Raw genomic sequence first — 14,898 nt, forward strand, 5'->3', positions numbered from 1 at the left:
TAAAAACATACAAAATGACACCAAGAATTATTATCCCAACAGTTGCTCCACAGGCTTATCAGGCTATGATGAATTTAGAAAAATACATTTCTACTACTTCATTAACTCCGGTTCATAAAGAATTGATTAAAATTCGTGCATCTCAAATAAATGGCTGTGCTTATTGCATTAATATGCATACTGCAGATGCCAGAAAGTATGGCGTAACAGAACAACGTATTTATTTATTAAGTGCATGGCGTGAAGCTGATGTTTATACCGAAGAAGAAAAAGCCATACTAGCCTTAACTGAAGAAGTTACTTTAATTAGTAATCATGTTTCTGAAGAAGTATATCAAAACGCTGCGAGTTTATTTGACGAAAAATATCTTGCTGAAATCATCATGATGATCATCACTATTAATGCGTGGAACCGAATAGGAATCACTACAGGAATGAGAGCTGTATAATTTTATGAAGATAAATTTTACAACAATCTCAATAAAGTCAAACCCTCCTGTACGAGGGTTTGTCTGTATATGCTTGTAAATGAGAAACTGAAATTTAAAATTTCAAAAAAAAGATAAAATCAGGTATTTATACGTGCTCTCAACAATTAGAATTCTATATTTTTGGCGCATGAAACCACAAAGAATACAATTTTGTCTCTATATAACTTTTGCCTTAATTGTCATTATTTTCTCTTGTCAAAAAAATAGTAGTGATGATAATGAGCCCAAAAAACCGGTAAGAGACGTAGAAAGATTTATTGCGTTTGCAGATCAATTTTACAAAGAAGAAAAATTTGATAGTGCTTTCTATTACTATAATGAAGCAAAATTAACGGCTGATCCAAAGACTGATGTAAAGAAAATTGTTTTTTCGCTTTTAAAAATGTCTGAAATCCAACAAGCCAATAGCGATTATGTTGGCAGTGAAGCAACGGCAACAGAAGCAATTAAGTATTTAGATAAAGTCAATGATCCCGAATATATATGGACTATCTATCGTATTTTGGGTATAAATTATTTCAACACTTATAATTTTGACAATTCCATTCTTTATTATAAAAAGGCTTACCAAATAAAAACCGACAAAAAACGAAAGATAGCAATGCAAAATAACATTGCCCTAGTATTTCGTGAACAAAAGAAATATAAGGAGGCTATTAGAATATTCGAGGCTCTCTTACACGAAAAAGAGATTATCAACAATCCTTTACTGCTCGCTAAAGTTTATGATAATTTAGGATCTTGTTACACCTTCGACAATAATCCAAATGCATTAAATTTTTTAAATCAAGGACTTGAAATTAGATTAAAACTGCAAAATGAATTAGGACTGGGAATGAGTTATAAGCATTTATCGCAATATTATGACAAAAAGAATCCGAAATTATCTGAGAAATACGCACTATTAGCTTACGAAAAATACACTGAAGCACATTGCATTGATGATCGCCTTAATTCTTTGGAATTAATAATCAAGAACAGTAATGATAACGAATTGAAGAAAAGTTCCATTACATATGTTTCCCTTGTAGACAGTATTTTTGAAGTTAGACAAAAGGCAAAAAATGAATTTGCCAGAATAAAATATGACTCAAAAAGACAAAAAGATGAAAATCTAAAGCTAAAGGCTAATAAAACTGAAAATGAATTACAATTAGAAAGACAAAAAAACCGCAATATTGTCTCGTATATTATTATTGCATTCAGTCTCGGTTTAATTTTAGTCCTTTATTTTTATTTGACTTCGAGAGCTAATAAGGATAAAATTGAAGCAACTTATCAAAGCGAAACACGTATTTCTAAAAAATTACATGATGAACTTGCTAACGATATTTATCATACTATGGCTTTTGCCGAAAATAAAAATCTTTCATTAACAGAAAATAAAGAGCAATTATTAAATCATTTAGATGCTATTTATTCACGAACAAGAGATATTTCGAAAGAAAACAGTCCAATTATAACTAGCGAAAATTATGTTTTTTATTTGAGGGAAATGATTTCAGGATTTGATACCTGCAATATAAATCTCTTAATTAATGGTCTCGATACTATTCCGTGGAATGATATTGAACGAAATAAAAAAATTGCTGTTTACAGAGTATTACAGGAATTGCTTGTAAATATGAAAAAACACAGTGATGCAACATTAGTTGGAATTACGTTTAAACACATAAACAAAAGCATTTATATTAATTATACTGATAATGGAAAAGGCGTAAAAACGAACAATATCACTTTTAAAAATGGGTTATACAATGCCGAAAACAGAATTCTCGCCATCAAAGGTAAAATCGATATAGATACTAAAGCTGAAAAAGGATTTAAGGTTCAGTTTAATTTCCCAGTCTAATTCATACTATTTCTTTTTATAGTTTAGAGTAACAACACAATAATTAGTAATCAAACATTTCATAAAAAAACTTTCAAAATGTGGAAAACCGTACTAAAATCAGAAATCAAACTATTACTTTTGAGAAAAATTCTGACAAAGTATATAAATTAAGTTTTTCCTTTTCTTTATAATTCTCTTATGTTTAAAAAAGTTTTAGTTGCCGAAGATTTAGATAGTATAAGTATTACTGTTATTCAAGTACTTGAAGATCTTGAAATACCATCTATTGACCATGTGAAATACTGCGATGATGCTTTAATAAAAATAAAAAAAGCAATTATTGATAATGACCCTTACGATTTATTAATTAGCGATTTATCTTTTAAATCAGATCATCGTGAAATAAATTTAGAAAGTGGAGAAGAACTTATAGGAGCCGTAAACGAGGTTCAGCCTATGATAAAAAAAATAGTATTTTCTATTGAAGATAAATCATACCGAATAAAATCTCTTTTTAATGATTTTGGCATTAATGCTTATGTTTCGAAAGGCCGAAATAGTATAAAAGAATTAAAAAAAGCAATAGAAAGAACATTTGAAAACGAAGAAAAAATTCTTTCCTCTGATTTATCTTTTAGTTTTAATGATAAAACTTTGATTGAAATCGAATCTTATGACATTTCTATTTTAAAATTATTAGCCCAAGGATATACTTTAGAAAATATTTCTAACGAATTTAAGTCCAATTGCATCTTACCAAATGGTACGAGTAGTATTGAAAAACGTATTAATAAGTTAAAAATATATTTCAAAGCGAATAACAATGTCCATTTAATTGCTATTGCCAAAGATTTTGGTCTTGTTTAAGTTTTATGCACTACGGTTTTCCGTAAGGAAATCGTTGTTTATAGGCTTAAGTTTGCTTAAATTCTTTTAACTAACAAATGAAACCACATTTTAAAATTGATTTTAAAGAAATGCAGCATCAAAAATATAGTAGAAAAATTTATACAACCAAAAATAAAATCATAATGAAAACAATGTTACTCTGCCTTTTTTTATCTATAAGTTTTGCTTTTGTATCAGATAAAACAGGATGGCTGGATATTGATTGGAAAATTATCTTTATTCCGGCACTTTTGGTTTTACAAATAATAATTATATCAACTGCTCTAAAAAACAGATATAAAAAACACTAATAGCGTTTAAAAAATATCAAATTTTAAAATATCAGATTGATTGTCAAATTTTGAAATGATTTATATTTGATATTTTAAACTCTACATGAAAAACATTCTACGCCTTTTAATTTTCTTCTTTGGTATTCATTCGTTTTCTCAGGTTAAAATTGTTTCCTGGAATTTAGAGAACTTTGGAAAATCAAAAACTAATTCTCAGTTACATACTATCGCCAATACAATTAAAAATTATGACATTGTAGCAATTCAGGAAGTTGTGGCAGGTTATGGCGGTGCGCAAGCAATTTCAAAATTAGCAGAAATTCTAAACGAAAAAGGAGCTAAATGGGATTATAGCATTAGCAATCCTACAAGTGGTACAAGTTATAAAAAGGAAAGATATGCCTATATCTGGAAAACTTCCAAAGCCAAACTAAAAAGCAATGCCTGGCTTGAAAAAAAATATCATTTAGAAATTGATCGTGAACCTTATTTTGCCACTTTCGAAATTGACAAAAAAATAATCACGTTAGTTAACTTTCATGCTATAACGAAGAAAAAACAACCTGAAACGGAAATTAAATATTTTAAATTTCTCCCTCAGGAATATTCTGATTTAAAATTAATTTTTATTGGAGATTTTAATTGCCCCGAATCACATACTGTTTTCAATCCTTTAAAAAAAATGGGCTTCTCTCCTATTTTTGTAAAACAAAAAACAACATTAAAACAAGAATGTAAAAATAATTGCTGTCTTGCATCTGAGTTTGACAATGTTTTTTATAAAAAAAACGATGTTAAATACATTAATTCGGGAGTAATTTCTTTTTACAAAAATTTTGAATCATTAAAAGAAGCACGAAAAATATCAGATCATATTCCTATTTGGTTTGAATTTTCTATAAATTAATTATGTTTTTAGTTTTTTCTTTCTGGCTGCAGGAAACAATACATTGTTCAAAATTAATCTATATCCTGGTGAATTAGGATGTAAATCTAAAACTGTTGGCGGATCACCAACCTGGTGCTGAAAATCCTCAGGATCATGGCCTCCAAAAAAAGTAAACATTCCTTTTCCTTTTTCTCCGTGAATATATCTTGCTTCACCATTTAATTCACATGTTCCCATTACTAAAACGCTTGATTTTACTAATGCAGAATCAAAAGAAGTTGTTTGTCCCATAAAACCTTTTACAAGCTGTGTATGATTTTGACATAACATACTTGGAATTGGATCCCACTTTGCAGAAAATTCCATTAAAGAAAAATAATCTTTTTCCATGGGAATTCTGCGTTTCATAGTCATATCAATATCTGAAAATTCATATTGTTCGGGGCGTCTTTCTAATGTGAAATTTTTAAAAGCAAATGAATTTCCAAAATTTAATTTTGATTGATAATTGGGTTCGCTGGCATCACCGTCAAACATAGCTTCACAAATATCTACTCCATCAGCAGCCAGTGCAATATCAAAACTATCTGTTGCAGAACACATTGCAAACATGAATCCGCCTCCAATAACAAAATCTCTTATTTTTTTTGCAACAGCTCCTTTTTCTTGTGATACTTTTGAGTAGCCTAATTTTGCTGCCAAAGCTTCCGCATCCTTTTTTTGATCAATGTACCAGGGTGTATTTTTGTAAGCTGCATAAAATTTTCCATATTGTCCTGTAAAATCTTCGTGATGCAAGTGTAACCAGTCATAAAGTAATAACTGATCACTTAAAACTTCTTCATCATAAATTGGTGTAAATGGAATTTCGGCATACGTTAAAACCAAAGTTACTGCGTCGTCCCAAGGTTGTTTTCCTTTTGGGGTATAAACGGCAATTTTTGGTGCTTTTTCAAGAATCACCGATTCCATATTCTGAGCAGGACTGGATATTTCGTTTAAAATTGAAGCTTCTTCACTATCTGAAAGTATTTCAAAACTAACACCTCGAATTTGACATTCTTTTCGAATTTCTGCTACATCAGGAAGTAAAAAAGAACCTCCTCTATAATTTAGCAACCAGCTCGCCTTATAATCTTTACTCAAACACCAGTACGTAATTCCATATGCTTTTAGGTGATTTTGCTGTGTTGTTTCATCCATTGGAAGCAGAATAAATGAAGCTTTTACGGTGAATGAAAAAAGAAATATAAAGATATAAACTAAACTTTTGTGCATCAGAAAATTATTTTAGTAAAGATATAAAGGAAGAATTAAAAAACACAATAGCACAGGATAATTAACTAAACTAAGTACTGGCAAAATAATACAGAATGTTCGATTTTTTTTACAAAATCAGGTAAAAACACGTATAAGCTAAAGAAACTTTCTTTTTAAATTTGTTTGCCAAAATAACCAATAAAATAAATAATGAAAAATTTAACCATGAAATTTAATGAGAGTAAGAACTTGCTAAAAGGATTAAGTATACTACAAAAAATAGGCATTTGCTTACTTGTAATGACGATAATTGTTTATTATGTATTATCAATTCAATTTTTAACCAGCTAATATTTAAATAGTTAAAACAGCTATTTCATTTTGAATAGCATAAACGACCAATCCGGCAATATTTCTCGATTCTGTTTTAAGAAGCAGATTATTTCGATGCCCTTCAACGGTTCTTGGACTTAAGAAAAGATGATCTGCAATTTCAGTAGTTGTTTTTTGCTGACAAATAAGTTGAAGAATTTCAATTTCACGAGGTGAAAGGAAACCTGTTTCTAAATTGCCTTTTGAGTTTTTAGATGAGACAACAGTCTCCTGAATTGTTTTTAAAACAGTTTGATTATAATAGAAACCTTTTTTAGAAACTTCATTAATTGTATGAATTAAATCTTTTGGTGTTGTATTTTTAATTAAATAAGCAACAGCACCAATCTGAATCATATTTGCAATAAATGATTTTGTATCATAACTGGTTAGTGCAATTATTTTGATGTCAGGATAAGATTTACGGATAATTTTTGTTGCTTCGACACCATTTAGTACCGGCATTTTCAAATCCATGATAATAATATCAGGTTTTGACTCGCTGTTATTTAATTTTGAAATAAGTTCATCTCCGTTTGAAGCTTCGAAAATAATTTCAATATTATTTTCTCTTTGCAATAAAAAAGCAATTCCTTTCCGAAATAAAACCTCGTCATCCACTAAAGCAATTTTAATAATGCCACTCATTTTATTTGTGTATTTGGTTTTTTGAATTCCGAAATTACAAAATATGCTTCAAAAATACATAAAATACCTTCTTATGTAGACAAAATGTAGACATTAATCCTATAAGAAATATCTAAAAAGTAAACTTTACAGCTATACCATCATTAATTTGAGAATTTATTTTGATTGTTCCATTTAAAAATGAAATTCTGCTATCGATGTTTTTCATACCAAGTCCTTTCTGATTTTCAATGTTATCAGAATCAAAACCTTTTCCATTATCTTCATAATTACAGGTATTTATTGTATCAATATTTTTAAAAGCAATCCAAATTTCAGATGCTTTTCCATGTCGCAGGGAATTATTCATCAGTTCCTGTAAAATTCTAAAAACATGCAAATGCCGGTCAATATCATTTTCATCAAAATCAATTTCATTTTTATAATGAACTTTTACCTCTTTACTGCTTTCAAATTCTTCACATAATTCTTCAATACCGGCATTTAAGCCAAATTTTTCAAAAACAGGCGGTAATAAATTATGAGCAATTTTTCTTGAATTTTCTAAAGCCTTGGTAGTCAGATTAATTATATTTTCTGTAATCTCAGTTGTTTCTGCTTCTGTTAAATTTGGAGAAGTTAATAAATGACTGTTTAATGAGACTATATTGAGTTTCGAACTAATATCATCGTGCAAATCTTGTGCAATACGTTTACGTTCTTCTTCTTGTGTAATGATAATTGCGTGAAGTTGTTCTTTTTGGTATTGCAATATTAAATCTTTCTTTTCAAGTTCTTTTTGAATTATTTTTTTTCTTGAAAAATAGAAGAATATAATTAATACAACTGCGACAATTATAAAAAATAGTGAAACATATAATATTATTGCAACGATTTCTTTTTCAGGAATTGAATTAGCATTCATATTTTCTTATTACAAATTTGCGAATTAAGTTAACTGCGCTTTTTTTGAAAAACTTTTTATCCATTCATATAAAATGGTAAACTGGTATATGACAATGAAAAAAGCATTTAGCCTCCAGGTTAAATATTTCAAATCATTACTCAAACCTAAAGAAAGATTCCCAATTAAAAACAAAACGGTACTCGCTAATAAATAAAATACAATCCCAACGCTGAAATAGTAAAAATTTTTGCTCTCCGTAAGCATATTATAAAAATGAACTAAGGCAAAAACAACTATAATTAAAGATGTTAAGTTAATTGCAAATAAATTAAATTTAAAAAACTCACTTGAATTCATCACAAATTGTATTGTCAAAACCAATAAGGAGATTATTAAACTTGTTTTCACGAATATTTTTTGGCTTTTTATTTCCATTAATGAATTATAGAACAATCCCAATAGTATCATTTGGCCAATAAAAAATATATTAACAACAAATAAATTGTTTATTTTTAAATGATACATAAGTTCCATAGAAAACTGCATTATAAATGAAAATGCTAAATATGAAACAAAAAAAACATTAGCTTTTCCCTTTCGGAAAAAGCTATATGAGTACAGTATAAGATTTAATAATAAAATCAAATAACCCGAATAAATTAGAAAATCATCCACCTTCCTTTTATTTAAAATCAATATGGAGGACTTGGACGTGCACCATCGTAAACAATAATATCATCTTCAGCTGATCTTGCTGCTACATTTTGTGATGCCGGAGGCCCGTAAACGTCCAAATATTTACCTGTATCTTTGTCTAGCTCTGCACCAACAAAAAGAAGTGTTTTTTCTCTTTGATCATTTATACCAATATAAGCACGAACGGCATCAGTATTAAGCTGCAAAACTAATTCAAGACTTTCGCGAGGTATCAAATAAGATTTTACTTTACTTTTCGGATCCTCAACGGTAGTGTCATCCTCGTATCTCTTTTCCCATTCTTTAGCGGTTGCTAATGAAATCTTAATAGGACCAGGAAAGGTTTCTTCATTCATAGATTAAATTTTAATTAGTTAATAGTTTAGATTGTTAAACAGTTGTTAATAGTTTGGCTAAACTACCGAATTAATTTTTATGTAAAAATTTTATTTATCTAAAATTATTAACGATTATAAGTAATTATGGTATAAAAAAAAATCTTCATAAGTTTTACCCTATAAAGATTTTTTCTTTAGTTTTATTTTGTTTAAAATGGCACGTCACTGTCATCATCATCGTCATTCAGGTTACTTCCGAATGCTTCATTTGCCGAAGGCAGATTTTTAGTGATGAAAGGATTATCATCGTGATTCATTTTTGATGGTAAATCATCATAACTGCCTGAAAAATCATCAAGGTTATCAAATTTACCAAGGTGTCCAATAAATTTTAAACGCACATTTTCGATACCACCATTACGGTGTTTGGCAATCATAATTTCAGCCTGACCGGCAGTAGGCGAAGCTTCATCATCATCCCATTCATCAATTTTGTAATATTCTGGTCGGTATAAAAACGAAACAATATCGGCATCCTGCTCAATCGCTCCGGATTCACGAAGATCCGATAGCAACGGACGCTTACTTGATCCACGCGTTTCAACGGCACGCGATAACTGCGAAAGTGCAATTACCGGAACGTTTAACTCTTTTGCCAAAGCCTTTAGATTTCGCGAAATGGTAGAAATTTCCTGTTCACGATTTCCTCCTCCTTTACCATTTCCACCGGCAGTCATTAATTGCAAATAATCTACAATGACAATTTTAATATTATGCTGTGAAACCAAACGACGGCATTTTGCTCTTAAATCAAAAATTGAAAGTGACGGCGTATCATCAATATACAAAGGTGCTTTTTCTAAGTTTTTTACTTTGGTACTTAGCATTTCCCATTCGTGCGGTTCTAATTTACCGGTACGTAATTTCTCAGATGACAATCCTGTTTCTGATGAAATTAACCTCGTTATCAACTGAACTGAAGCCATCTCTAGAGAAAACAATGCTACTCCATGCCCAAATTCTATAGCAATATTTCTGGCCATAGAAAGTACAAAGGCAGTTTTTCCCATCGCTGGCCTTGCCGCAATAATAATTAAATCACTCGGCTGCCATCCTGAAGTCAGTTTGTCTAAGTTAGTAAAACCGGTTTCAACACCACTCAAACCTTCTTTTCCGGCAATTTCTTCAATACGTTTCTTTGCCTGCAAAACTAAACTTTGAGCAGTTTCAGAACTTCTTTTGATATTTCCCTGTGTTACTTCATATAATTTTGATTCAGCCTGATCCAATAAATCAAATACATCGGCTGTTTCATCGTAAGATGCTTCGATAATTTCAGAAGAAATTCGAATCAAACTTCGCTGAATAAATTTTTGAAGAATAATACGCGAGTGAAATTCAATATGCGCCGAAGAGGCTATTTTTTGTGTCAGCTGAATTAAATAAAAATCTCCACCGGCAATGTCTAATTTTCCATTCTTTTTCAGTTGAGTCGAAACGGTTAATAAGTCAATAGGCTGCGTTTCAGTAAAAAGCTGAACAATTGCTTCAAAAATATATTTATGCGCGTCTTTATAAAAAGCATCAGGTTGTAAAATATCAATTACGTCATCCACACCTTTTTTATCAATCATCATTGCCCCAAGTACAGCTTCCTCTAATTCAAGTACTTGCGGTGGTAATTTCCCTTTTTCTAAATTAATAATGGTGGTTTTGTCTACCTTTACAGGGTTTATGTTCTTGAAATTTTCCATATAGCGAAAGTAACAAAATTTAAAAAAAAATTGCTATCTAGTTATAACTATTAATTGTTTATAAGTAAGTTTTTTTTGTTGATAACCAAAAAAAAATCCGAAACTGTAAGGCTTCGGATTTTAAATAATATTGTAAGAATTTACTCCTTATATTCGCCCATATTACTGTACTTGTCCATTCTTTGAGCAATTAAGTCGGCTGTTGATAAGTCTTTTAATTCGTTATATCCTTTAGTAATATATTCCGCTACTGTTTTAAAAGTAGTTTCTCTGTCGTAATGCGCTCCACCAAGTGGTTCCGGAATTACATCATCAACTAATTTTTGTTTTTTCATGTCAGATGATGTCAGTTTTAAAGCATCAGCTGCACGCTCTTTGTATTCCCAGCTTTTCCATAAAATAGAAGAACATGATTCTGGAGAAATTACAGAGTACCATGTATTTTCTAACATATATACTTTATCTCCAACACCAATTCCTAAAGCTCCACCAGAAGCACCTTCACCAACGATAATAGTAATGATTGGCACTTTTAAACGAACCATTTCAAAAATATTTCTGGCAATTGCTTCTCCTTGTCCTCTTTCTTCTGCTTCAAGCCCAGGATATGCACCCGGAGTATCTACAAGAGTTAAAACCGGAATTCCGAATTTCTCTGCCATTTTCATCAAACGCAAAGCTTTACGATATCCTTCAGGATTTGCCATACCAAAATTACGGTATTGACGTGTTTTTGTATTATAACCTTTTTGCTGACCTACGATCATAAACGATTGTCCGTTTACTTTTCCTAAACCGCCAACCATCGCTTTATCATCTTTGAAACCTCTGTCTCCGTGAAGCTCTAAAAAAGTATCACCGCAAATTGCTCTGATATAGTCTAAAGTATAAGGTCTGTTTGGATGTCTTGACAGCTGAACTCGTTGCCAGGCCGTAAGGTTTTTGTATATATCTTTCTTAGTTTGTTCTAATTTCTTGTTGATTTCCTTGCAGGTTGGTGTTACATCAACGTCAGATTCTTTTCCAATTATAACACACTTTTCTAACTGCTCTTCAAGTTCTTTTATTGGAAGCTCAAAATCTAAATATTCCATGGATTTTTGAATTTTGTTTTTAAATCGAACCGCAAATATAAAAATATTATACTATTCGTATGATTATTTCGTGTTTAAAATGTAAAAATGAAATTTATAAATAAGTAAAATATTACAGATTCTTCTTGTTTTGGTAATGTTTAAATACACCATTTAAGATTACTGTAATTACAATTATGATGGCGCCGATATAAAATTCGGTACTCATTTTTTCTTTTCCTCCAAGAATAAAATAAGCAAGCATAATTCCGTAAACCGGCTCTAAATTAGTGGTTAACATCACCGTATAAGGCGTTAACTTCTGCATTACTTTTACCGAAGCTGTAAACGCATAAGCTGTACAAACCGAAGCTAAAATCAATAATAATATCCAGTTGTTTAATGACATTGTAAAAAAATCAGCCGTAAATTTTCCCTGAATTAAAAAATAAATCGAAATAAAGAAAACTCCTGCACCAAACTCATAAAATGTAATAACAGAAGGTTCGTGATCAAAGATCAATTTACCGTTCATTAAGGTAAACAAAACTCCTAAAATAATCGAAGCCAGCGCATAATACATTCCGCTAAGGTATTTTACTTCTACCTGCATTATTAATGCTAAACCTCCAATGATTATTAATCCGAAGAAAACCTCGTACCATAATATTTTTCTTCCGTAAAAAAGCGGTTCCAATAAAGAAGCAAAAAAAGCACCTAATGAAAATATCGATAAGGTTATCGAAACGTTAGAAACGTGTATAGCCCTAAAAAAGAAAATCCAATGCAGTGCAATCAGCAATCCAACAAAAATTAATTTGGCAAAAGACTGGGCTGATATAACAAAAGACTGCTTTTTATAAACAATGAAACTGGCCAGAAATATACCGGCAAGAAACATTCTGAACCAAACTAAATTTTCGGCATCAATTGTTATTAGAGCTCCAAGAATTGCTGTAAATCCCCAGATAAAAACAATTAAATGAAGGTTTAAATAACTTTTTAAATTATCGTTTCGCATTACGTAGTAAGTAAATTGCCAGGACTCCGAAAACCATATTCGGAAACCAAACAGCTAATAAAGGTGAGAAAGTAGATTTTTCGGCAAGAGTACCAAATATTTTATCAAAAAACACAAATGAAAATGCAATTGCAATCCCGATGGCAAGATTCATTCCCATACCACCGCGGCGTTTCATCGCAGAAACTGCTACGGCAATAATCGTTAAAATAAATGCCGAAACCGGTACGCTGTATTTTTTATAAAGCACAACCAAATAAGTATTTATGTTTCCGGAACCACGTTTTCTTTCTTTTTCAATAAACTTATAAAGTTTACCCAGACTCAACGTTTCTGCAATATAAACCACCGGAGTTAAATCTTCGAGTTCAAATTTAAAAGCAGTATTTTTTTCAGGCGCTTTTTCTATTACGTCATTAAGCTCGCCAATAGTTCTTTTCGAATAATCATACATCGTATAAGTTTTCTTTTTCGGATCCCATTTAATGCGGCTTGCTGTAATTTTATACTTTAGTTTGTCTTTTTCAAAATGCTCCAGTGTAAAATTAAAAGCCGTTTTGGATTCTTCATTAAAACTATTTACAAAAATAAAATCGTTGTCGTTAATTTGCCTGTAAACATTAGTGTTTTCGCCCCGCATTAACTGTTTTCCGTTACCTTTTAAATAAGTATATCTAAAATTATTAAAACCTTCACTGGCAGCAGGAACGATAAAAAATCCCATTAACAATACAAAAACAGAAACAATACTTGCTCCTATAATATAAGGTCTTAAAAAACGCGTAAATGAAATTCCGGAACTTAAAACTGCAATAATCTCTGTATTATTGGCCAGTTTTGATGTAAACCAAATTACCGATAAAAACAAAAATATCGGAAACAATGAGTTTGCAAAATAAATGGTAAAATTGTAATAATAGAGCGCAATCTGGGTAAACGGAATTTTGTTTTCCAACATTTTGTTTACCTTTTCAGAAACGTCAATTACAATTCCAATTGGAATAAATAACAGAATCATCACCGAGAAAGTGGCTAAATATCTTTTTAAAATATACTTATCTATTATTGTTAACATACAGTTTAATCAATTATTTGTTTAACCGTTTAACCGAATAATCGATTAAACAAATCAACATATTTTATAGTCTTTGACTCATATTTTTTACCATCATTTCTTTCCATGGCCTAAAATCTCCTGCTAAGATATGTTTTCTTGCTTCACGAACCAACCACATATAAAAACCAAGATTATGAATCGTTGCAATTTGTTTTCCTAAATATTCGTTTGCAGCAAATAAGTGACGTAAATACGCTTTTGTATATTCAGTATCCACAAAAGTGTGTCCCATTTCGTCAATTGGCGAAAAATCAGCTTCCCACTTTTTATTTTTGATATTGATTGTTCCGTTTGCTGTAAACAACATTCCGTTTCTGGCGTTTCTGGTTGGCATAACGCAATCAAACATATCAATTCCTAACGCAATATTTTCCAATATATTAATAGGAGTTCCAACGCCCATTAAATAACGTGGCTTATCTTCCGGAAGAATTTCACAAACAACTTCAGTCATGGCATACATCTCTTCTGCAGGCTCACCTACTGATAATCCGCCAATTGCATTTCCCTGCTGACCAGAATTTGCAATATATTCTGCAGACTGCTGACGCAAATCTTTATAAGTACTTCCCTGAACAATCGGGAAAAATGTTTGTTCGTAACCGTATTTATAAGGTACTTTTTCCAAATGATTGATGCAACGATCTAACCAGCGATGTGTCATGTGCATAGAACGCTGCGCATATCTGTAATCGCAAGGATAAGGCGTACACTCATCAAAAGCCATGATAATATCAGCACCAATCGTACGCTGAATTTCCATTACATTTTCCGGTGTAAAAAAGTGATACGAACCGTCAATATGCGATTTGAACTTCACTCCTTCTTCCTTAATTTTTCGATTGCTTGAAAGAGAATAAACCTGATATCCACCGGAATCCGTCAAAATATTACGATCCCAATTCATGAATTTATGCAAACCTCCTGCTTTTTCAAGAATTTCTGTCTGCGGACGCAGGTATAAATGGTATGTGTTTCCCAGAATAATATCCGGATTAATATCTTGTTTAAGTTCACGCTGGTGCACTCCTTTTACAGAAGCAACCGTTCCAACAGGCATAAAAATAGGCGTTTCAATTACGCCGTGATCTGTAGTAATACTCCCCGCTCTAGCTTTTGATTGCGGATCTTTTTGTAATAAATCAAACTTCATCTGTTTCTTTTTTCAGTCGGCAAAGATAGGTTAATTTGAGGAAAATTTAATTAATTAGATAATTTGTCAATTACAAATTGAGATAATGGCTTTTCAACCTAAAACCTGATACAAGACAAATTTGAAATTTGGAGTTCTAAAATTGGAATTTAAATGTTTTGGGCGTTACCCAAGGGTCGGGCTAT

Annotated in this window: 14 protein-coding genes; 5 read left to right on the top strand and 9 right to left on the bottom strand. The window is 31.0% G+C overall.

Annotation, left to right across the window (positions count from 1 at the left end; all coding sequences use genetic code 11):
- Window positions 1-14 precede the first annotated feature (14 nt).
- The 5 genes from AC3QL1_RS00145 to AC3QL1_RS00165 all read left to right on the top strand — a co-directional run bounded on the left by AC3QL1_RS00145 (window position 15) and on the right by AC3QL1_RS00165 (window position 4,413).
- On the top strand, window positions 15-449 hold the full coding sequence (locus tag AC3QL1_RS00145; protein ID WP_492494230.1) for a carboxymuconolactone decarboxylase family protein: 435 nt from the start codon (window positions 15-17) through the stop codon (window positions 447-449).
- A gap of 169 nt (window positions 450-618) precedes the next feature.
- On the top strand, window positions 619-2,343 hold the full coding sequence (locus tag AC3QL1_RS00150; RefSeq protein WP_492494231.1) for a tetratricopeptide repeat-containing sensor histidine kinase: 1,725 nt from the start codon (window positions 619-621) through the stop codon (window positions 2,341-2,343).
- Between the two features lie 180 nt (window positions 2,344-2,523).
- Window positions 2,524-3,192, top strand: coding sequence for a response regulator (locus AC3QL1_RS00155; protein ID WP_492494232.1), 669 nt, complete (start codon window positions 2,524-2,526; stop codon window positions 3,190-3,192).
- A 164-nt stretch (window positions 3,193-3,356) separates the two neighbouring features.
- On the top strand, window positions 3,357-3,524 hold the full coding sequence (locus AC3QL1_RS00160) for a hypothetical protein (protein WP_492494233.1): 168 nt from the start codon (window positions 3,357-3,359) through the stop codon (window positions 3,522-3,524).
- 85 nt (window positions 3,525-3,609) lie between these two features.
- Complete coding sequence (locus AC3QL1_RS00165; protein WP_492494234.1) at window positions 3,610-4,413, top strand: endonuclease/exonuclease/phosphatase family protein; 804 nt, start codon at window positions 3,610-3,612, stop codon at window positions 4,411-4,413.
- Here the strand turns inward: AC3QL1_RS00165 and AC3QL1_RS00170 are convergent, their stop codons facing one another.
- The 9 genes from AC3QL1_RS00170 to tgt form a co-directional block, all read right to left on the bottom strand.
- Window positions 4,414-5,673 (bottom strand): asparagine synthetase B, encoded by a 1,260-nt coding sequence (locus tag AC3QL1_RS00170; RefSeq protein WP_492494235.1) that lies wholly within the window; start codon window positions 5,671-5,673, stop codon window positions 4,414-4,416.
- Between the two features lie 336 nt (window positions 5,674-6,009).
- Complete coding sequence (locus AC3QL1_RS00175) at window positions 6,010-6,675, bottom strand: response regulator (RefSeq protein ID WP_492494236.1); 666 nt, start codon at window positions 6,673-6,675, stop codon at window positions 6,010-6,012.
- A 112-nt stretch (window positions 6,676-6,787) separates the two neighbouring features.
- Window positions 6,788-7,579 carry a sensor histidine kinase gene (locus AC3QL1_RS00180; RefSeq protein ID WP_492494237.1) on the bottom strand — a complete coding sequence of 264 codons (792 nt, stop codon included), beginning with the start codon at window positions 7,577-7,579 and terminating at the stop codon, window positions 6,788-6,790.
- A 674-nt stretch (window positions 7,580-8,253) separates the two neighbouring features.
- Window positions 8,254-8,613, bottom strand: coding sequence for a hypothetical protein (locus AC3QL1_RS00185; RefSeq protein WP_492494238.1), 360 nt, complete (start codon window positions 8,611-8,613; stop codon window positions 8,254-8,256).
- A gap of 191 nt (window positions 8,614-8,804) precedes the next feature.
- Window positions 8,805-10,349, bottom strand: a complete 1,545-nt coding sequence (gene dnaB / locus AC3QL1_RS00190) for a replicative DNA helicase (RefSeq protein WP_492494239.1) — start codon at window positions 10,347-10,349, stop codon at window positions 8,805-8,807.
- Window positions 10,350-10,489: 140 nt separating this feature from the next.
- Entirely contained in the window at window positions 10,490-11,443 is a 954-nt protein-coding gene (locus tag AC3QL1_RS00195) for an acetyl-CoA carboxylase carboxyltransferase subunit alpha (protein ID WP_042567357.1), read from the bottom strand.
- A 112-nt stretch (window positions 11,444-11,555) separates the two neighbouring features.
- Window positions 11,556-12,443 carry a DMT family transporter gene (locus AC3QL1_RS00200; RefSeq protein ID WP_492494240.1) on the bottom strand — a complete coding sequence of 296 codons (888 nt, stop codon included), beginning with the start codon at window positions 12,441-12,443 and terminating at the stop codon, window positions 11,556-11,558.
- The gene (locus AC3QL1_RS00205) at window positions 12,430-13,518 is read right to left on the bottom strand and encodes an LptF/LptG family permease (protein ID WP_492494241.1); all 1,089 of its coding nucleotides are present in this window, start codon (window positions 13,516-13,518) and stop codon (window positions 12,430-12,432) included. The genes AC3QL1_RS00200 and AC3QL1_RS00205 overlap by 14 nt, the downstream gene beginning before the upstream one ends.
- Before the next feature lie 64 nt (window positions 13,519-13,582).
- Window positions 13,583-14,713 carry a tRNA guanosine(34) transglycosylase Tgt gene (tgt, locus tag AC3QL1_RS00210; protein ID WP_492494242.1) on the bottom strand — a complete coding sequence of 377 codons (1,131 nt, stop codon included), beginning with the start codon at window positions 14,711-14,713 and terminating at the stop codon, window positions 13,583-13,585.
- Between the last annotated feature and the right edge of the window lie 185 nt (window positions 14,714-14,898).

The organism is Flavobacterium sp. GW823-FHT04A11, from assembly GCF_058796535.1.

Coding starts and splice junctions, on each gene's coding strand:
- AC3QL1_RS00145 (WP_492494230.1), top strand. CDS start 15: ATGACACCAAGAATTATTATCCCAACAGTTGCTCCACAGGCTTATCAG.
- AC3QL1_RS00150 (WP_492494231.1), top strand. CDS start 619: ATGAAACCACAAAGAATACAATTTTGTCTCTATATAACTTTTGCCTTA.
- AC3QL1_RS00155 (WP_492494232.1), top strand. CDS start 2,524: ATGTTTAAAAAAGTTTTAGTTGCCGAAGATTTAGATAGTATAAGTATT.
- AC3QL1_RS00160 (WP_492494233.1), top strand. CDS start 3,357: ATGAAAACAATGTTACTCTGCCTTTTTTTATCTATAAGTTTTGCTTTT.
- AC3QL1_RS00165 (WP_492494234.1), top strand. CDS start 3,610: ATGAAAAACATTCTACGCCTTTTAATTTTCTTCTTTGGTATTCATTCG.
- AC3QL1_RS00170 (WP_492494235.1), bottom strand. CDS start 5,673: ATGCACAAAAGTTTAGTTTATATCTTTATATTTCTTTTTTCATTCACC.
- AC3QL1_RS00175 (WP_492494236.1), bottom strand. CDS start 6,675: ATGAGTGGCATTATTAAAATTGCTTTAGTGGATGACGAGGTTTTATTT.
- AC3QL1_RS00180 (WP_492494237.1), bottom strand. CDS start 7,579: ATGAATGCTAATTCAATTCCTGAAAAAGAAATCGTTGCAATAATATTA.
- AC3QL1_RS00185 (WP_492494238.1), bottom strand. CDS start 8,613: ATGAATGAAGAAACCTTTCCTGGTCCTATTAAGATTTCATTAGCAACC.
- dnaB (WP_492494239.1), bottom strand. CDS start 10,349: ATGGAAAATTTCAAGAACATAAACCCTGTAAAGGTAGACAAAACCACC.
- AC3QL1_RS00195 (WP_042567357.1), bottom strand. CDS start 11,443: ATGGAATATTTAGATTTTGAGCTTCCAATAAAAGAACTTGAAGAGCAG.
- AC3QL1_RS00200 (WP_492494240.1), bottom strand. CDS start 12,443: ATGCGAAACGATAATTTAAAAAGTTATTTAAACCTTCATTTAATTGTT.
- AC3QL1_RS00205 (WP_492494241.1), bottom strand. CDS start 13,518: ATGTTAACAATAATAGATAAGTATATTTTAAAAAGATATTTAGCCACT.
- tgt (WP_492494242.1), bottom strand. CDS start 14,713: ATGAAGTTTGATTTATTACAAAAAGATCCGCAATCAAAAGCTAGAGCG.